Source organism: Paenibacillus sp. cl130 (genome assembly GCF_900116035.1).
Classification (GTDB): Bacteria; Bacillota; Bacilli; order Paenibacillales; family Paenibacillaceae; genus Paenibacillus; species Paenibacillus polymyxa_B.
In genome coordinates this window covers 26,192-46,087 of record NZ_FOYG01000009.1, presented here as the reverse complement: position 1 = coordinate 46,087, position 19,896 = coordinate 26,192, and the positions used below count along the sequence as shown (strand labels likewise).

Annotated in this window: 18 protein-coding genes; 13 read left to right on the top strand and 5 right to left on the bottom strand. The window is 44.8% G+C overall.

The genetic code is table 11. The annotated features are described in order from the left end of the window. Positions 1-6: 6 nt before the first annotated feature. The gene (locus tag BM358_RS21520; RefSeq protein WP_028541958.1) at positions 7-891 is read left to right on the top strand and encodes a carbohydrate ABC transporter permease; all 885 of its coding nucleotides are present in this window, start codon (positions 7-9) and stop codon (positions 889-891) included. An 18-nt stretch (positions 892-909) separates the two neighbouring features. After that, entirely contained in the window at positions 910-1,764 is an 855-nt protein-coding gene (locus tag BM358_RS21515) for a carbohydrate ABC transporter permease (protein WP_023986622.1), read from the top strand. 96 nt (positions 1,765-1,860) lie between these two features. Here the strand turns inward: BM358_RS21515 and BM358_RS21510 are convergent, their stop codons facing one another. Further along, entirely contained in the window at positions 1,861-2,436 is a 576-nt protein-coding gene (locus tag BM358_RS21510) for an RNA polymerase sigma factor (RefSeq protein WP_256253386.1), read from the bottom strand. A gap of 227 nt (positions 2,437-2,663) precedes the next feature. On the opposite strand from BM358_RS21510, the gene BM358_RS21505 reads away from it, so the two are divergent. The 11 genes from BM358_RS21505 to BM358_RS21455 all read left to right on the top strand — a co-directional run bounded on the left by BM358_RS21505 (position 2,664) and on the right by BM358_RS21455 (position 16,346). Further along, positions 2,664-4,406, top strand: a complete 1,743-nt coding sequence (locus tag BM358_RS21505; RefSeq protein WP_028541960.1) for an ABC transporter ATP-binding protein — start codon at positions 2,664-2,666, stop codon at positions 4,404-4,406. A gap of 104 nt (positions 4,407-4,510) precedes the next feature. Then, positions 4,511-4,696 (top strand): CLI_3235 family bacteriocin precursor, encoded by a 186-nt coding sequence (locus BM358_RS21500; protein WP_071559456.1) that lies wholly within the window; start codon positions 4,511-4,513, stop codon positions 4,694-4,696. A gap of 71 nt (positions 4,697-4,767) precedes the next feature. Beyond that, entirely contained in the window at positions 4,768-6,222 is a 1,455-nt protein-coding gene (ccpM, locus tag BM358_RS21495) for a Cys-rich peptide radical SAM maturase CcpM (RefSeq protein ID WP_028541961.1), read from the top strand. Positions 6,223-6,233: 11 nt separating this feature from the next. Beyond that, positions 6,234-7,358: a TIGR04066 family peptide maturation system protein gene (locus BM358_RS21490; RefSeq protein WP_028541962.1), complete on the top strand. Its 1,125-nt coding sequence runs from the start codon at positions 6,234-6,236 to the stop codon at positions 7,356-7,358. A 13-nt stretch (positions 7,359-7,371) separates the two neighbouring features. Beyond that, positions 7,372-7,647: a peptide maturation system acyl carrier-related protein gene (locus tag BM358_RS21485; protein ID WP_023986627.1), complete on the top strand. Its 276-nt coding sequence runs from the start codon at positions 7,372-7,374 to the stop codon at positions 7,645-7,647. Positions 7,648-7,770: 123 nt separating this feature from the next. Then, positions 7,771-8,553 (top strand): hypothetical protein, encoded by a 783-nt coding sequence (locus BM358_RS21480; RefSeq protein WP_028541963.1) that lies wholly within the window; start codon positions 7,771-7,773, stop codon positions 8,551-8,553. Between the two features lie 148 nt (positions 8,554-8,701). Then, positions 8,702-10,288, top strand: a complete 1,587-nt coding sequence (locus BM358_RS21475; protein WP_028541964.1) for a S8 family serine peptidase — start codon at positions 8,702-8,704, stop codon at positions 10,286-10,288. Between the two features lie 306 nt (positions 10,289-10,594). Continuing rightward, a complete protein-coding gene (locus BM358_RS21470) occupies positions 10,595-12,109 on the top strand; it encodes an arabinosylfuranosidase ArfA (protein WP_025723872.1) in 1,515 nt (504 codons plus the stop codon). Between the two features lie 420 nt (positions 12,110-12,529). Beyond that, positions 12,530-14,425: an HSP90 family protein gene (locus BM358_RS21465; protein ID WP_028541965.1), complete on the top strand. Its 1,896-nt coding sequence runs from the start codon at positions 12,530-12,532 to the stop codon at positions 14,423-14,425. A gap of 24 nt (positions 14,426-14,449) precedes the next feature. Next, positions 14,450-15,511, top strand: coding sequence for a hypothetical protein (locus BM358_RS21460; RefSeq protein ID WP_028541966.1), 1,062 nt, complete (start codon positions 14,450-14,452; stop codon positions 15,509-15,511). Positions 15,512-15,599: 88 nt separating this feature from the next. After that, positions 15,600-16,346, top strand: a complete 747-nt coding sequence (locus BM358_RS21455; protein WP_028541967.1) for a glycerophosphodiester phosphodiesterase — start codon at positions 15,600-15,602, stop codon at positions 16,344-16,346. Positions 16,347-16,513: 167 nt separating this feature from the next. Here BM358_RS21455 and BM358_RS21450 read toward each other — a convergent pair whose 3' ends face one another. The 4 genes from BM358_RS21450 to BM358_RS21435 all read right to left on the bottom strand — a co-directional run bounded on the left by BM358_RS21450 (position 16,514) and on the right by BM358_RS21435 (position 19,881). Then, positions 16,514-17,341 carry a class I SAM-dependent methyltransferase gene (locus BM358_RS21450; protein ID WP_028541968.1) on the bottom strand — a complete coding sequence of 276 codons (828 nt, stop codon included), beginning with the start codon at positions 17,339-17,341 and terminating at the stop codon, positions 16,514-16,516. 144 nt (positions 17,342-17,485) lie between these two features. After that, positions 17,486-18,367, bottom strand: a complete 882-nt coding sequence (galU, locus tag BM358_RS21445) for a UTP--glucose-1-phosphate uridylyltransferase GalU (protein WP_023986636.1) — start codon at positions 18,365-18,367, stop codon at positions 17,486-17,488. Further along, entirely contained in the window at positions 18,364-18,786 is a 423-nt protein-coding gene (locus tag BM358_RS21440; RefSeq protein ID WP_023986637.1) for a GtrA family protein, read from the bottom strand. The genes galU and BM358_RS21440 overlap by 4 nt, the downstream gene beginning before the upstream one ends. Before the next feature lie 3 nt (positions 18,787-18,789). Further along, a complete protein-coding gene (locus BM358_RS21435; protein ID WP_028541969.1) occupies positions 18,790-19,881 on the bottom strand; it encodes a glycosyltransferase family 2 protein in 1,092 nt (363 codons plus the stop codon). Positions 19,882-19,896: the final 15 nt, after the last annotated feature.

The following is a 19,896-nucleotide window of genomic DNA, read 5'->3' as shown; positions in this document are numbered from 1 at the left end:
GAAGGCATGAAAGGAAGCTCGCAGAAGCTTGCGCCATACTTGTTTATCGGTCCCTCCATCATCCTGTTGACGCTGTTTTCGCTGTTGCCGATTCTACTGGCGCTCGTAATCAGCTTCACGGATATGGATCTGTCAGGACTCGTTAATTATGATAGTATTCGCTTTATAGGTCTGGAAAATTATACAAACGTACTAATGGACCCTTCCTTTATAAAGTCCCTTGGTAATACCTTGTTCTTCGTCATCATCGGTGTTCCGTTGGTGCTGATATTTTCGCTTAGCATCGCGATTCTGATTAACATGGGTAAATCACGTGCTTTTAAAGTATTCCGCGTCGTGTTCTATCTACCGTCCGTAACGAATGTGGTTGCGGTCGCAGTCGTTTGGAGCTATCTATATAATCCGACGCTTGGATTATTCAACTATGTACTTGGTTTAATGAATTTAGGTCCCGTCCCATGGCTGACCGATCCAACAGTAGCGAAGGTTTCGTTGATTGTGTTGGCAGTTTGGCGGGGCATCGGCTTAAACATGATTATTTTTATTGCGGCTATTAAAGGGATTCCGGGCTCTTATTATGAAGCGGCTCAGCTTGACGGTGCCAATACATGGCAGCAAATTCGTTATATTACGCTTCCGCAGCTTCGTTACGCTATTTTCTTCGTGTCCATCACGACGATGATTGGCTGGCTGCAATTTTTCGAGGAACCGTTTGTCATGACTAAAGGGAAACCGCTCGATGGCACGCTGACAGCATCCCTGTTCATTTACAATAACGGCTTCCAATTTAGTAAATTCGGGTATGCCGCGGCGGGATCGTTCATTCTGTTCTTCGCGATCATCGCGGTGACGCTGATTCAGTTCCGTTTGCAAAATAAAGCGGAGTCCTGATAGAGAGAGGTGATGAACGTGAAAACAGCTGTTCAGCAAGCCCGCGCCAATACGCGCAGTGGTGAAAAAACATTTCAATGGTTCGTGGCGATTCTCCTGACCGTGGGAGGTCTGTTGATGGTGCTGCCTTTTGCGTGGATGATTCTATCCTCCTTTAAGACAGAGGGTGAGGTAACCAAAATTCCTCCGACCATCTGGCCGCAGCATTTTACACTGGATAATTTTAAATTACTATTCGATAGCATGGCTTTTGGAACCTATCTGACGAATACGCTGATCATTGTTTTAGCTTCCTTCTTCGGATTATTCCTGAATGCCATGGCAGGTTATGGCTTTGCCAAATTCCAATTTAAAGGCAAAGGGTTTCTATTCTACCTGGTACTGGCAACGATGATGATTCCAGGTCAAGTGACGATGATTCCCGTCTACTTGATCCTGAACCAGATGGGATTGACCAATTCCATGCTGGGGATTGTCCTTCCTGGATTGGTAGGCGCGTTCGCGATCTTCCTGTTCCGGCAGTTTATGTCCGATATCCCGGAAGAATTGCTGGAGGCGACACGTCTCGATGGAGCAGGGGAGTTCCGTACTTTTCTGCAAATCGTATTGCCTATCTCGACACCAATTCTGGCAGTACAGGCCATTTTAACCTTTATTGGTGGATGGAATAGCTTCCTGTGGCCGCTCATTATTGCGAACGATGAGAAGCTGTACACCTTGTCCGTCGGGCTGTCACTGCTCAAGGGGCAGAACGAAAGTCAATTTGCTCTTCAAATGGCAGGCTCGACCTTCATGGTCGTTCCGATCATGATTATCTTCATTGTTTTCCAAAAGTATATTATTGAGAACTACACGATTTCGGGGATTAAGTAATAGTGTAGTATGAATACAAGTCATAGTCACAAGAACGAACAGCGGAGCTTCTCTTTGGGAGAGGGGCTCCGCTGTTTTTGCTTTACATAGATATATTTATATATGAGTTAGACAATATTGATGGGACAATGTACGAAGCTTTCTTTTCAGTCTATAGATTCGAGTCGTTGTAGCCGTAACCGAAATATTATATTTGGTAGCGAGCAAGGGCACAGACAGTTGTCGACAAAAGTAGTCTTCATAGAGTGTATATTCATTGTTGGAAAGCTGCATTAGAATATTAACGATAACCGTATCCACATCTCCCAATCTACGATTTTCCCACTCCTCCTCTACCGAATTTGAAAAACTACAGATTTTCTCACATTCAAGCGTAGTTTCATGCTTTTTTTGTGTATAGTAGCACCTAAATGATTTATATATAAGATTTTTAGCCGTAAGGTACAGCCAACCCTTTACATTGGGGTGATGTTTGAGCTTGAGCAATTGCTGTCTTGCCGCTACAAAAGTATCTTGTGTACATTCTTCTGCCATAAATGTAAAGCAAGACTGATTCTTGATTAAATGCATACAGAAACGATATACCTCACTCAGATAAAGTTCACAAATTTTTCTGTAAAAGCATCTGGAACTACCTCTGCACTGATCCTCTTTGCAACAGTCGATAACCATCGTAGTCGGCATTGTTCAAGCCCCCTTTGGACGGATAAAAAATAAATGATTTTTGTATGTGCCAATCATATACATTAATTCCAATTTTCAAGAATGACATAAATCATATTTAATCTCGTAAATGTGGAATTACTAGAACAGTTAAAAGATATTTTAAAGTGATTTTGATTCTGATACGGAATTAGTTAATAGGGGGAGAGGGTGCACCTGGTGAAAGGGGGGGAAGGATGAAAGAATCCATAGTATATAAACGTTTGGCAGCAACATTTAGACCTTATCTGAAGACGGTCACTATCATTTTGATATGTCTCATCCTATCAGCGGGCTTGAATATATTATTGCCTTTAACAAGCAAGATTATTGTGGATCAAGGTCTCCTGAAAGGGAATATGCAGGCTGTAATCCTGTACACTTCTGCTGCGTTTTTAATCGTTTGCTTGGATAAGCTGCTGAATGTGTGTAAAGAAACCTTTCGGGCAGGCTTAAGCGCACAGGTTACCTTTTCATTATTTGAAAAGGCGTATCTGCATCTGACAAGAGTACGAATGAGTTATTTTAACCGAACCAATGAAGCGGAGCTGCTGAACCAAATTGGCACGGATGTAGGCAATGTATCGAGGATCACAGATAGTGGAGTATTTTTTGTCATTATGCAGGCGTTCAGCATGATTGGTGGTTTATGTGGTTTGCTGCTCATTAACTGGAAAATGACTGTAATCGTGCTGTGCTTTTTACCCATCAAATATGTTGTGGTGAAGTATTTTGTGAAGCGTAGAAAAAAACTGGTGGGGGATTTAATTGAAGGCAGTAGTGATTTTGCTCAGTGGTTTGGGGAATCTGTCGGGGGCATGAAGGAGCAGCGAATGTTTGGTCTTATTCCACATAAGCATCAGCAGTTCTCATCCAAGCAGCGTCGAATTGTAGAATCAGAACGAAAATTATCACTTCTGGACGCCTGGAATATCGCTTCGGAATCTATTTTAATTCAGCTTCTAATGATGCTTTTGTACGTTGTGGGTGCTAATCTTATCTTTCGTTTACAGCTTACTGTAGGTGGGATTTTTGCCTTTGTTTCTTACAGTGCTTATGTTACCACTCCTGTATTCGCTATTTTAAACATTGGCTATATGCTGGCTGAAGTCGTTCCCTCCGCCATTCGATATTATCAGTTCTTGGATTGGGCAGAGGAAGAAACATCTAATTCATTCACTCCAGCGTCTTTACTAACTGAGCCGCCATTCGAAGATCACATTGCATTTCATAATGTTTCTTTTTCCTATACCAAGGACGAACCCGTACTGCCCCACGTGAGCTTTAGGATTGCCCGAGGGGAAAAAGTAGCTATCATTGGAGCAAATGGGGCAGGGAAGTCTACGTTGCTGGATCTGATTATGAGATTCAGCCAGCCTGATCAAGGGATAATCACTTATGACGGCATTGACATCCAAAGCTATGAGATAGATGAGTATCGAAGTCAAATAGCTTTGGTCAGTCAGCAGGTGTATTTATTTGATACTACTATTTTTGGCAATATCCGCATAGGCACAGAAGTCACTAATGATGCAATAGAGGCCATTATCGCGGAGGTTGGTCTGGAAGAATTGGTTCAGAACTCGGCAGATGACTTCCCTATAGGCTCGAATGGCTCCAGATTGTCGGGTGGGCAAAGACAGAAAATTGCTATGGCCCGGGCATTGATCAGGGAAGCGCCATTGTTTATTCTCGACGAGGTGACCTCCAATCTAGACACAGCAGCTAGGCTAAATGTTCAGCAATTGTTGAAGACCCGGTTGCGTGAAAAGACCGTAATCATCGTTACACATCGCAGCGAGATACTAGCGCATGTTGATAGAGTTATTTTGTTGGAGAACGGCGAACCAGCCCAAATAGGATCACACTCCCATTTTATGACCTGTCATGCAGAATACAGAGGATGGGTATTAGGGGAAGAAGAGGTCCCCATAAAATGATGAAAAAAACAAACGCTTTCATAGTGTGATTTAACACCATGTACGGAATTAGTATAGGTGAACACCTTTTTAAATCATATCATGAATGGGAGGAGTAGTTTAACATGCGTAAGCTTGTGAAAAGAAGCACGAATGTAGGCGACACGATTGAGGCATTTGGCTGTGGTTGTTCCTGTTATTGTCCTTGCTCCTGTTATTGCGCAGGCAGTTTGACTCGAAGCTCCAATACTCAGCGTGAAAGTGACGGTTCTTATCGCAGAGATAACGGAACTGGAATTGGTAATTATTAAGCTTGTATCTGTATGGAGGAGCCTGGGCATTCCAGGCTTCTGTCCACATCAAAACAGAGTAGGTGTGAATCATGAACATGTGCCAACCCTTTATATACACATTTCAGACGAGACTCCACCATTATGTATATGATGTAAATACCAATTTAATTTTGAGGATTAAAGAGGAGGCTTACCATTTCCTGAATTCGCATTCCAGCTTCGACCTGGATCAGATGGAGGCTACACCGGAATTGCAGCACTATATCCGTGACTTGTTGGATAACGGATTTTTATCTTCACAGCGTCCGCAGATTATGAATCATCCCAAGACAAAGCACCTGGAGCATATGCTTCAGCATCAGCTGAAGACCCTCACCTTACAGGTAACTCAAAATTGCAATCTTAGATGCTCTTACTGCGTTTATTCAGGAGGATATGACAATCGAGGTCATACCAGTCTGATGATGGATTTTGAGACAGCGCGCAAGTGTATTGATTTTGTCATTGATAGGTCAGTAGACAGTGACCGTTTGGATTTTGGTTTTTATGGGGGAGAGCCGCTTATTAATTTTCCGTTGGTCAAGAAGTGTGTGGAATATATCAAGGAGCAGGTAGCGTATAGAGATGTAGGCTTTCATTTGACGACCAATGGTACGCTGCTTAATGACGATATTTTGGCCTTTCTGGATGAACATCGTTTTGTGCTTACGATCAGTCTGGACGGAGATCAAGAGAATCATGACAGAAACAGACGATTTGCTGTTAACGGGCGGGGCACCTTCGATACGATTATTGCCAATGTGGATAAAATTAAGAGAAATTACCCGGACCTCTTTGAATGGATTAATTTTAATGTGGTGCTGGATACCCGTAATGATTTTGGTTGTATCAATGATTTTTATACGAATTATGAAACCTTCGAAAGCCTGTACAGTGTAAGGTCGTCCTACATTAACGATGCTTATGTGAAGGATGAAATTTTGTACAGAAATGAATTTATTGAGCAGAGAGGCTATGAGGTAGTTAAAATGATGCTTTCCAAGTTTGGAAGAGTAGATGAAAATCATGTCTCCAAGCTGATTAAGGACTATTATATTCAGATGTATTTCCGAATGTTTCATTATAGAAAGCCTTCTGCGGGAATGCCGATAGAAGCGCATCATGGTGGACCCTGTGTGCCTGGTGTACAGCGATTGTTTGCGGATGTGCATGGAAATCTCTATCCATGTGAACGGGTCAGTGAGCAGTCGGAGGTGGTGCAGATTGGAAAAGTGGACACAGGCTTTGAAGTGGATAAAATCAGCCAGATTTTGAATGTAGGGACAATCACGGAGGATGCATGTAAAAACTGTTGGAATTTCCGCTTTTGTACGCTGTGTGTTGCTGTAGCAGATGATTTGCATACCTTGTCCAAAGAAAAGAAGCTGAGTCATTGTTCGGTAGTCAAAAATGATATTAGGCACACCTTACTTGATTATTGCATGATGAATGAGCTGGGCTATGATTTCTCCGAGGATACGATTCTCGATTTTGAAAAAGCATGAGGGGTGTCTCCATGACCAATAAATTAATCATTTTTCCGTTTGATTATGAAACGATAGCCCTGGTTAGGAACTTGAATCTATTAGGAAGTTATGAGGAAGTTGTACTTATTTCTTTTCAAGGGTCGGGTATGATCGGGAAAGATGCCTGTGTAACGGACAAGGGGGAAGTGACAGGCTTCATAGTGAAGCCAGAGTCTTGTTTGGAGCAAGAAATGGAGCGTTGTGATGCCATATTACTGGTGAAATCCAATTTCAAGCTGGATGTAGCTGAGGTGTATCTTCCCGTGATCCAGAAGGCTGGACAACTTGGCAAAAAAGTCATGTGTAATTTCACTTTGCCAGACTCATGTATGGAATTCATCGAACCCTGTGAGGAGCAAGATGACAAGCTGATTTTAAAAAATACATTTGATGTACGCACGAAAGATATTTTACCGCCTGACCCGGGCTCTGTTATTCATGATTTTTTTACACCGGTTCTGTTTGTATTAGGACTGAACGAGCGAACACATAAGCTTAATTTGCAGCTTAACCTTCGGCAGAAGCTTGAAGCACAAGGATATCGGGTGTCGCAAATCACATCTAATGGATGCGGGGAGCTGATTGGTGCACATTCTTTTCCACAGTTTATGTTTGAGAGCGGTATGACGGAAACCCAGAAGATTATCATGTTTAATCGGTATTTGAAAAAAATAGAGCAGAGCGAAAAGCCTGATCTAATACTCGTGGGCATTCCAGGTGGGATTGTTCCCTTTAACAATACGTTCACGAATTATTTTGGAGTAACCTCATTTTTGGTATCCCGCGCTGTTAGAGCGGATGGCCTAATCTGTTGTCTTCACTATGATGAATACAATATAAAATATTTGGAGCATGTGAAACAGTACATGGAAAACCGTTTTTCCTCTTCATTATTAGGATATGCCATATGTAACAATGTATTCGACAGTTACTCTTCTTCCACAGTCAATATGCAATATGCATCTGTTGATCATCGTTTCGTGGAAGAGAAAAAGCAGGAGTTTTCCAATTATTCCGTGCCTGTACTCCATCTGTCCAACGATGAAGATATGAATAGGCTGACGAAGGATATTTTACATTATTTTTCGGTTGATCATCACGTAGTTCAGTTGTAATGGAGGGAAGAACATGAACTTTACTCAGGATGTAACGGGAACAGGAATGAAACTGGAAAATATATTTTGGAAGCTTTTTAAAATAAAAGCGGGTGAGATAAATAAAGAGGCTACATTACTGGGTCCTGATATGGGGTTGTTCCCCAGAGATCTGGTATATCTATTATTTGAAGTGGAAAAAAGCTTTGCTATCCTAATTCCGGAAGAGCGTATAGTGGGAGGGGGGTTGCTTACATATAACAGCTTGTATGAGACGATAAAGGACTGCTTAACAGTGGAAAAGGAATGAAGGATTTGTGAAAATGATGATAAAACATACAAAAACATACAAAAAAATCCGATATACCTCTAGAATCACTTATTTCAGGATTTTTGAAAAATCCTCATTTAGAAGAGAATTGGAGGTTTTAGGATGAATGTATCATTTACATCATCTCACCAATCGCCGTTCCGCACCGCAGATAACAACCGACTTGAACTACGGCATTCCCTTTCCGCTCAGGCTGAAAGGAAGGGTATAGGCAAGCCACAAAACAAGGTTATTCAACAATTGACAGAGCAAAAGCAAAGTTTGATGGAGAGGCGTTCGGACTATTTAAGTAATGCTCTCAAGCGTGGTCTCGGTCCGGAAGCTGTAAAAGCTGAAATGGAAGAGATAGATAAGCAGATTCAGCAAATTGACGAGAACATTCAAAAGCAGTCACTGGAAGAGCAAAAAAAGGCTTTAGGCATGGATGAGGAAAGTAAAAAAGAAGCTCAGAAAGGCAAAAAGGAAGAATATACGCCTAAGACTGCTGAGGAGCAGCAGCAAAGATTGATCACCTATACAATGCATAGTGTTGTATCTGCAAACAATGAGTTGAAGAGTGCCAAAATAGCCAAAACGGCACAAATCACATTGGGAAGCGAGGCTAAGGGGTGGGAAAACGCTAACCCTGCAAAATCAGCGGCTTTGCGTGAAAAGGCAGAAGGACTTAATGGAAAGATCATGGAAATCGCTGCGAATATTAATGAGCGTATCAGCGAAGCGGTGAATAACGAACCGATGATTACAGATCGGGTTGAACCTAAGGATGAGCAGGAGGCGAATGCAGAGGCAGACAGGGTGTGGACTGAACAAGAGCTCAATGCCTATCTAGACTCGGCTAAAGACGGGGCGAAGACTGCAGGCACGAAGGTAAATATTGCAGTCTGATCCGGCTATCATGTACATGGTTCGCTAAATTAGGAGGGTGCTTTCAGACGAACGCTATTGTTCGCAGAGGCACCCTCCGCTTACTCTAATGGAACGGAACAGAGCCGTGAGATTCATTTCACAATCCGAAGAGACAGGGGGAGAAAAAATGAATGGCAAGATCCATGTAGCCATTATTGACGACGGGGTTAATGCTGGCTTTTTAAACACCCAATTATTATATAACGTCGAAATAGCTCATGGAGACGTAGAAGATGGACGCACCTTAAATCACGGTACGCTATGTGCAGCTATTGTACAAACGTATTTTCCAGATGCGATCATCAGTAGTGTAAAAATAATGAACCATAGAAAAGGAAATGCAGCTCAGCTTTGTGCTGCGCTGGATTGGTGTGTAAAGCATGGTGTACAGGTAGCCAATATCAGCCTGGGAAGTATAAATTATCGAGATCGAGGCATGCTGCGGGAAGCTGTAAATAATGCAGCTATGGCGGGATTAATTATGGTATGTGCAGCACAAAATGGAGGACTTCTTACTTATCCGGCTTCCTTTGCTAATGTGATTGGTGTGCGCTGCGATCATAGCGGTATACTCACAGCAGGGCAATATACATATGATGCTGAGAAAGCATTCTCAAGTGGTATCGATTTTACCGCTTTTGCCAAGCATGAGCTGATAGGTGCAGCTGGAGAGGCTGTACAATGTCCCAACAGCAATAGCTATGCCACTCCATTCGTTACAGCACAGGTATGTAAAGTTTTGCAGAAGTCCAAGCGTGTTCCTTCCATAGAAAAGCTAAAACATATTTTACATAAGTATAGTTATCATCCGCTACAGGATACCATAATCCCCGTAATGCGTTACGGACATCCGGATTGGATACGGCGCGCCTATGTGTTTATAGAGGATTGTGCAATTAGTTCGAAAGCACCCTATTATTTTCAGACCCAATGTGAAGCTCAACTCCCTGGCGACAAAATTGCTGCGATCTTCGAACAAGCCATCCTGCGGGAGCGAGAACAACAGGACACAGCGCTCGAAGGTGGACAACGGGTATACGGCCTTACAGATACGATTGTCTTGCTAGGGGAAATGGAGCCAGTGAGTTTGCAGGAAGTGGAGCAATTGGCTTCACGTTATGGAAAAAATGTCGTCTATATTTCTAAAAATCAACGACATATCCCCGCACTGAATTTTTCGTCTTGCTATTTGCGCTGGTGGCAGCAAGAGGGGGGGCTCTTTATGACGTGGGAGAAGGCAATCGCAATAGAGGATTCTCGCATTCCGCTTATTTGTATTTATTATGACAAGGGCATTGACATTATTTATTTTTTGCATGAGTTGAGAGGGGAATTTGCCCGGGATGGATATCAAAGCTGGATCGCGGTGGACCAGTCCGCGGCAGTGTTGCATGATATGGAGTATACGCTCCCTTCGGATGCAAGCAATGGATTACAGGAACTGTTATATAATGCGGGTACAATGGCATATAACGCTTATACGGATATTGCTATTTTGTGTGTAGAGGCTACGAATATTACGCATTGCACCAAAGAACGAGTTTTATTAGACGTTGATATTGAGCTTTCTATCCTGGTGAAAGCGGAAACTGAACGCATTTATATATCTATACGGACAGAGCAGGGATATTTGAAAGAAGGGGTCCTCTCGAATTTAAACGTGGGTGATATAGGTGGTATTTATACATATTTAGAACAACTGTTGGTAGACTGATATTCACTATTTAAAACAGACTGCAAGATATGGCAGTAGGCACTACTTTGAACGCATCAGTAATCCGTTATTACTATTTAGCAAAGTGGTTATTCACTCAATAAGTTTGTTTATAAAACGAAATATTTTGAAGTACGTAACCAATTGCTTATCGTTTATCATTAATGTTAATAAATATATTAAGTATTTAATAATAATGTTGACTATAATAAATATGGTGTGTTATATTAAAACCGTAAATAAAACGGCTTCTTAGTCTTGGTGGTACAACGGATTTTATTTTCGCATTCAGAGAGGATGGTTTAGGTGGCAGCAGCTGTAAAAGCAAAGATGATTGTAGACAAATCTTTTCGTATTGCTGAAGTCGATAAACGCATTTATGGCTCTTTTGTAGAGCATCTCGGGCGTGCCGTATATGGCGGCATTTACGAGCCTACTCATTCAACTAGTGATGAAAGCGGTTTCCGAAATGATGTTAAAGAGTTGGTAAAACAGCTTGATGTTCCTATTATACGCTATCCGGGAGGCAACTTTGTATCCGGTTACAATTGGGAGGACGGTGTCGGCCCTGTCGCGTCCAGACCTAGACAGTTGGAGCTGGCTTGGAGAACGGTCGAGCCGAATGAAGTGGGTACGAATGAATTTTTCAAGTGGGCCAAGGATGTAGGTTCCGAAGTCATGATGGCGGTTAATCTGGGTACGCGCGGAATTGATGCTGCGCGTAATCTGGTGGAATATTGCAACCACACAGGTGGCTCCTATTGGAGTGATCTACGTCGTAGTCACGGTGTAGAGCAACCACATAAGATTAAAACCTGGTGTCTTGGTAACGAGATGGATGGCCCATGGCAAATTGGCCACAAGACAGCAGAAGAATATGGTCGTCTGGCTGTAGAATCTGCAAAAGCCATGAAGCTGATCGATCCTGACATTGAGCTTGTATCCTGTGGCAGCTCCAGTTCTACGATGCCAACGTTCCCGGAATGGGAAGCAACCACGCTGGATCATACCTATGAGGTAGCCGACTATATTTCCTTGCACCAATACTACGGAAATCATGACAATGATACGGCTAATTATCTGGCACGCTCTATGGATATGGATCATTTTATTCATACGGTCATTTCGACTTGTGACTATATCAAAGCAAAGAAACGCAGCAAGAAAAAAATGATGCTCAGCTTTGACGAATGGAACGTGTGGTATCACTCCAATGATGCGGACAAAAAAATTGATCCGTGGTCTGTGGCACCACCGCAGCTTGAGGATATCTATAACTTTGAGGATGCATTGTTGGTGGGCAGCATGTTGATTACGTTCCTGCGCCACGCGGATCGTGTGAAAATGGCTTGCCTCGCCCAACTGGTCAATGTTATTGCGCCAATCATGACCGAGAATAACGGAAAGGCGTGGAAACAAACGATTTTCTATCCGTATCTGCATGCCTCCCGTTATGGTCGTGGGGTATCGCTGATGCCTGTCGTAGATTCGGAAAAATACGATTCCAAGGACTTCACAGACATTCCTTATCTGGACAGCGCTGTAGTTTATGATGAAGAGGGAGACGCACTGACTGTCTTTGCAGTGAACCGTCATTTGTCTGAATCGCTGGAGTTGACAGTAGATGTACGCAGTTTTGAAGGCTACCGCATTGTCGAGCATACTGTATTGGAGCATGATGATCTTAAAGCGACCAACAGTCCAGCCGGTGAAAAAGTTACGCCTCACAACGGCGGCAACGCCAAGCTTGAAGACGGAATTGTAAAAGCTCATTTGGGCAAAGCATCGTGGAACGTTATCCGTCTTGCTAAGTCCCATTAATTCTCTTCTGTAAAAGGTAGAGCTTCGACTGTATCTAAATAAGCTCGCATTCTCTCTTGTAAGAGTATTACAAGAGCGGCAATGCGAGCTTTTTGCGTAAAATGAGCCATTTGTCCCTCCATAGATATAGGTTTCTAAGAGAAGGGTAGATTTTAAATAAATATTATGTTTATTACTAAATTTAACTAGACAAAGATGACCTTTATTCACTAAGTGCTCGTACTCCGTACATTTTTATGAAGTTAATTAGACCCAGTTCCAGACTTCCTAGGTGAAAAAAGACCCTGTTATATCGTTGTCAACGTATTGATATCTGAAATGCAGGGTGTGTAATCCGACTTAAATCCACGTTATACTTTAAAAGATAGTCTATTTAAATCCAAATGGTGGTTGTAGCATTTCGAGAAAGGAATGATCTGTATGAGTCAGACAGACCAATATCGTTTTCAAGTGAACTTGGGCGGTATGATTGATATTTTGGCCAATCATTTATATAGCAGTCCACGAGTGTTTATACGTGAGGTTCTGCAAAATGCAACAGATGCGATCACGGCTCGCAAGGAGCTGCGGAAGGTTGTTGCTGAAAGTAAAGTACTGAAAGAAGACAAGGCTCTTGGAGATACAGCTTCTGAGAGTAACGACTATGAAGGTAAAGTCATCGTGGAGTTATCTGGTTCTGGGGAGCATCAGGTATTGATGATTCAGGATAACGGCATTGGATTGTCAGAAGAAGACATTCACCGTTTTTTGTCGATTATCGGTCAGTCTTCCAAGAAGGGAGCCGATTTGCTGGCTTCTGAGACTTCGTTTATCGGACGCTTTGGGATTGGGTTACTATCCTGCTTTATGGTGAGCGATGAAATTGTAGTGCTGACCCGCTCGGTGAAGGAAGGCATCTCCATGGAATGGAGAGGGAAGCCGGATGGGACGTATACGATTCGTCGATTGGAAACCGAGCTGCCTGTAGGGACGCAAATTTATTTGCGCTGCAAGCCGGGAAGTGAGTTTTATTATGAGCCAGCGCACGTAGAGGAGTCTTTAATCTATTATGGTGCGTTGCTGCCGTATCCGGTCATGCTGTCTGTAGACGGGGACACCAAGCGCGTCAATCTTCCATCGACGAGCTGGATGCAGGATCCCGAACAATTGCGGAGTCGCCGTAGTGAGGTGCTGGATTTAGGCTATCGCCTGATGGGCGAGCGCTTCAGTGATTTTATACCGTTGCGGACGGCATCGGGCAGAACAGGCGGGATTGCATTCATTTTGCCTCGCAGTGTTAATCTGAACAGCAAGCGGCTGCATCGGGTGTACCTGAAGCATATGCTGGTGTCGGACAAGGCGGAAAATGTTTTGCCGGAATGGGCATTCTTCATTAAAAGCCTAATTTGGACAGATGAGTTGCAACCAACGGCATCACGTGAGTATTTTTATGAAAATGAACAGCTTGACGATGTTCGTTCTGAACTGGGGACCTGTATTCGGGAAGAACTGCTACGCATGGCGCAGTATGAGCCAGACCGCTTGCAGCACTGGATTCGTTTGCATGAGCTGTCTATGAAGGCGCTCGCCGTGGAGGATGATGAATTTTTGCGGATAATGTACCGTTGGTTTTCCTTCGAAAGTACATTTGGGCGGCGTGAGCTGAGTGAACTGATCCGAGAGGCGGACGGACGTCCACTGCATTACACATCGACAGTAGATGAGTATCGTCAGATTACGCATGTGGCGGCGGCGCAATCCATGTTGGTGATCAATGGCGGCTATATTTATGATTCAGACATTTTGGAAAAGCTGCATTGGATTGACTCTAACCTACAAACAGAGCGTCTTAGCCCTGAGGAAGTATCTCTTTCATTTACCGGGCTAACACAGGAAGAACGCGAGAATTATTACGGTGTGCTACGTGTCATGGATGCTGCTTTGCAGCCGATGCGTTGCCGCGCTGAGTTGAAGCGTTTTGAGCCTGCGAGTTTGCCAGTGTTGTATACCATTTCTCAGGATGCACTGACCTTGCGCTCCATGGAAAACACGGTTGAGGAGACAACCTCACTTTTTTCCAATGTGCTTGATAGTCTGAAAGCAGGAGTCCAGCAGAATTCGGGTTATTCCACCTTATACTTTAATCTGAACAACCCAGTGGTGGCGCGGATTCTTGAAGCTACCGATACGCAGATGGTCACGGCTGCTACAGAAATGATGTATGTGAATGCGCTTATGATGGGGCACTACCCGATGAACCGCAGTGAGTTGGGACTGATGAATCGGAGTGTACTACATTTTATCAATTGGGGATTAGGGAACGGACAAAATTCGTAATTGCGTAATTATAGGGGGAGCCAAATGGAAGATACGATATATGATTTGATGGAGCAGGCGCAGGATCTGCCCGGAGGGGCGGCAAAGCTGGCGATTCTGGAAGAAGCAGTTCGCTTGGCAGATACTTCCGGATTGAAGGAACTCGCTTATGAAATCCGGGGAGAGATTGTAGACTGCGCTATTTTTAACGGATATCCATTGAAGTCGCTGATTGCTTTTTCGTGGCAGTTGGGCCAATTTGATCAAAATCCAGAGGAATACGACGCAGATGAGCTGTTGTGGAATTACAAATGGATACTCGGGAAGGTGTGCAGCTTTTCCAATATATCGAAGACTCAAATAGAAGATCTGGCGGAGGATATGCGCAGACGTTATGCCGAATACGGGTATAATGAGCGTCCATATTACTATTATAAGTTCCGCATCGCGATGGACATGGGTGAACTGGATGAAGCACGGCGGTATCTGGATACCTTCCGCTTGATTGAGTCGGACAGTATGAGTGATTGTGAGGCCTGTGAGCAGAGCCAGATGGTACGGTTCTATTACTTGACTGGAGAAAACGAGCAGGCGCTTGCCGTGGCAAAACCGATTTTGTCGGGACGGATGAAATGTGCAGAAGTACCACATGTGACGCTCTCGCAGGTGCTGTTGCCGCTTTATCGTCAAGGCGAGGTTGATCAGGCAAAGGACAATCATCGCAAAGGCTATCGCCTAATTCGGGATGACCGCGACTTCCTGAAAACGATAGCGGAGCATATCGAATATCTGGCGGTTGCTGATCCGATTCAAGGAATCGAAGTGGTAGAGCGTCATCTACATATGGCGCTAGACTATGAGAGCGGGCTGGAGCAGATGTATTTTTACGCGACGATGGTGAGTCTGCTACAAAAGTTGGATACTTCGGGAGAAAAACGATTGATCCGGTTGCCGGCTTCCTTGGAATGGGGTAAAGAGGATCGCACATTGACAGAAATCATTGCGTATTTTAGGCCACTGGCAGAGTCAGCGGCGGCTGATTTTGATCGACGGAACGGGAATACGTTTTATTCCGATTGGCTCGGGAAAATTGTTCAAACGGCATAGAAGAAGTGTTAGCTGTGACGAATATTTTATACAGCCCAAACAATGAGCAGGTATAATGTTCCTGTGAAATGATAGGAGGGGTTATGTTGTGACTGTAACCGAAAAGGTGATTAATTTCGCACACCGCGGAGCTTCAGGTGTATGTCCTGAGAATACGATGGCGGCATTCCGCCACGCCTTGGAACTGGGAGCAACAGGTATAGAAACGGATGTGCAGCGTACCCAAGATGGGCATCTGGCGCTGATTCACGATGAGTCGCTGGAGCGTACGACAGGTTGCTCACTGGATGTAAGGGATATTACGCTGGAAGAATTAAATAAACTGGATGCGGGCAGTTGGTTTGATGAGAAATTCCGAGGTGAGCGGGTTCCGATGCTGGATGAGCTACTGGAACTAGCCCAGTCCTCGAATACAATTATTAATTTAGAGTTGAAAAACAGCATTTATCTCTATCCGGGTATGGAGGAAGAGGTCATTGCTGCCGTGAAGCGTTTTGGGTTGGAACAGCGTGTAATCATATCCAGCTTCAATCACGAATCGCTGGCGCTCTGTGCGCAGCTTGCTCCTGAAATCAAGACGGGGGCGCTGTATATCGAAATTATGGTTCGTCCATCCGAGTATGCAACCCAATTCGGGGTAACAGCACTCCATGCCTACAAACAAGTTGTTACGCCAGAAGCTGTATCAGAGGCTTTGGCATTAGGCGTCGTCTACCACCCATGGACGGTGAATGAGCCAGAAGAAATGAAGCGTCTGCTGGAGGCCGGGGTGAACGGCATCATCACGGACTATCCTGACCGGTTGGCGCACTTATTGGCTGTTCGCTCTTCCTAAGTCGAAGACACATCGGAACTGTGACTAAGGGTTTGCAAGCATATGACTGTGGCTATTTATTGAAGCAAAAAAGACTCTCCTGTACGCACTCGTTTTTACGAGGCGAGGGAGAGTCTTTTTTGCCCTAAGCCGAAGAGCGTATCATCCACGATGACCTTGATTCCTTTCTACTTGATGCCGAGCCGCATACGATAGCTGAACAGGATGTCTAGTGTTCTGCTCTGAAAATGATTCTCTACCAGCTTCACGAAGCGGGCTATATCGACGTCAAGCGCTCGATTGCCAAGTTTGAAGAGACTTTGAATACCCCCTTGGCTTAGAGCGAGCCCTGTATAACGAGCTGCGTCACACTGCTCACGGTTATGGAAGACAATCTCCCGGGTATATCGGAATTGTCCGCTGCGGTGCAGATTAGCTAAATGCTGATCCTTGCTCCATTTATGAGCTTGTTGCTCTACTGGGGCTTCCTGTTCCAAAAGGGTATCCGCTTTGGTGATAAGCTCTGTATAAGCTTGCTCTATCTGCCATTGCAGCACCGGAGGCCAGTCACAGTCAAAGGCCGCGAACACGCCGCCCTGAGCCAAGACCCTGCCCGCTTCCTGAAGCGTGCTCTCGGGGTCCATCCAGTGAAAGGATTGAGAGCAGGTGATGACGTCTACAGTTCCGTCCTCAAAGGGCAGGTTGTTGGAGAACCCGCTTTTGAAGGAAATGGTTCCTGCCCTTGTCGTTCCTGCTGTCTCCAGCTTGTGCAGGGCTTTTCCTCTCATGTCCGGGTTAGGCTCGATACCGACGATTTGCTGAGCGGCGTTTTCCCATATGAAAGTTGAAAGTCCTGTACCGCAGCCAATATCGGCAACTAGCTCTACGTTTCGCTCCAGATAGCGGCTGATGATTTCCACGACGAGTGACGGTGCTTCCGGGCGGTGCTGATCGTAGTTGTCGGCAAAACCGTTGAAACGATCCACATTACTTTGCAGATTTCCTTTAGGGATCATAGGTTCTTTTCCTCCTTAGTATCGACCGGGCGGCCGTATAGGCTCAAATGCTGCTGTACTCCTATAGTGTACAATTTTACATGTTCATCCATCTACTCTCGTGATTTCACAGCACCCGTCGGATTTCGGAGGGAGTAAATCCCCCTATTTTATCATTGAAGCAAGCGCCCACTCGCGCATCATGGAGTCAAGCATTGGACGCAAATCTTCGCGTTGCATACCCATGTGGAGCACGGCTTCCAGATATCCAGCTTTATCTCCAATATCATAACGTGTGCCTTCCAGTTCTAATGCGAGCAGTTGGTTCTGCAACGCTACTTGATGAAGAGCATCCGTCAATTGGTATTCACCGCCCGCTCCAGTGGACAGGTTTTCCAATATAGAGAAAATGGAAGGCTCTAATACATACCGACCAATGACTGCCTGCCGCGAAGGGGCATCTGCCGGAGATGGTTTTTCAACAAGTCCGCCGACTTCGTGAATGAGACCGTTCTGGTGAGTGGAGTCAATAATGCCGTATTTACTCACATCTTGTTCTTCCACTGTGCGCACGCCGACCACTTGCTTGCCAGTCGCTTCGTAAACATCCATCATTTGACGAATCGCCGGGGTGGAGGAATTCATAATATCATCGCCCAGCAACACGGCAAAGGGCTCATCGCCAATGAACTGACGAGCGCAGCTTACCGCGTGTCCCAAGCCGAGGGGTTCTTTTTGACGGATATAGTGAATGACTGCTTTACCCCCGATGCTTTGAACTTCACGTAGGAGATCATATTTACCCTTGCTCTCCAGTACCTGCTCCAACTCCACAGACTTGTCAAAATGATCCTCGATGGCTTTTTTATTACGCCCCGTTACGATAATGATGCTCTCAATTCCGGACTTGATGGCTTCTTCTACGATATATTGAATAGCCGGCTTGTCTACGATGGGAAGCATCTCTTTCGGTAAAGCTTTCGTAGCTGGTAGAAAACGGGTTCCTAATCCGGCGGCTGGAATAACAGCTTTTGTAATTTTTCTCATAGAAACTCACTTTCCTTTCGGGATGGGGAACCGAATACCCAGTATCGGCTCCCGATATAATTGATGATCATTCCGGCTGCGGTCGCGATCAGCTTGCCTAAAGCAAGCGGCAACTCGGTTCCAGTGTGAAGCACTTGCAGTAATAAGGAGGTTATCCCCAATACGATGAGGTTAATGATGATGAATTTAGGTAATTGACCCTTATTAGTGTTGTTTGATAGTTGTTTGTTGAATGTCCATTTGCTGTTCAAAATATAACTGTTGGCTGTGCCGCAGCTGTACGAAATGACCTGCGCTACAATGACCGGCACTCCGCCCCAAGCCAGCAGCATAAAAATGATATAATCTACACCCGTATTCACCAGACCTACGATGCCAAATCGGATCATAGGAAGCAGCTGGGCCATGCGACTTTTCATGGGTTAGGCTCCATGACCGGATTTAGGTCCGGTATATACCGCACTGTTGCCGCGCACTGTGCGTCCTGTCGAAATCAGGCTCTCACGGGCTCCTTGCATGTACAGGGAGTCACGGGGTTCAGGGACTTTCATAGCATGCGTCGGACCGTTTTCGTATTGTCCACCCAGATGCTCACGGACAATGTAAAGCGGACGTGCTTTGGTTTCGTCATAAATGCGTCCAACATATTCACCCATAATACCGAGAATGATCAGGATCACCCCGTCGAAGATCAGGCTGATGCTAATCATAGACGACCAGCCCTTCATCACATAGGAGTCGGTGAAAAAGTTGAGAAACAGTACGTACATCAGATACAGGAAGCCGGACATGGATAGAAGTGCACCGATATACCCTGCCAGCTTGAGCGGTTTAATCGAAAAGGATGTGATCCCGTCCAGACTGAGCTTGATCATTCGTTTCAACGGATATTTGGTTTCGCCTGCGAGCCGCTCGTCGCGCTCATATTCTACAGCAGTTTGTTTGAAACCGATCCAGCTGACCAGTCCACGAACGAATCGGTTATTTTCCGGTAGCCGTTTCAATTCTTCTATGACCTTGCGATCCATTAGGCGGAAGTCCCCGGTGTCGACCGGGATATTAATATCCGTTGATGCTTTAAGTACACGGTAGAAGAGGCTGGCAGACCATTTCTTGAAGCGAGTCTCGCCATTGCGTTTGAGTCGTTTGGCGTAGACCACTTCATAGCCTTCCTTCCACTTGTTAGCCATCTCAACAATCAGTTCCGGCGGGTCCTGGAGGTCGGCGTCAATGACGACGACCGCCTCCCCCACCGCATAATCCATCCCGGCAGTAATCGCTAGCTGATGACCAAAATTGCGAGAGAAATCAATCAATACAATGGTGTCATCTCTGAGACTGAATTCCTTGATCAATTGGACGCTGCGGTCCGAACTTCCATCATTTACGAAGATCAGCTCGTAGGGCTCACCCATCGAGCCCATAACTTGTTTCAGCCTCCGGTAGGTTTCCGTAATAACGGCTTCCTCGTTGTACATCGGAATAACAATGGAATAACGGATGGGTTCACTCATTCGTAGTTCCTCCTC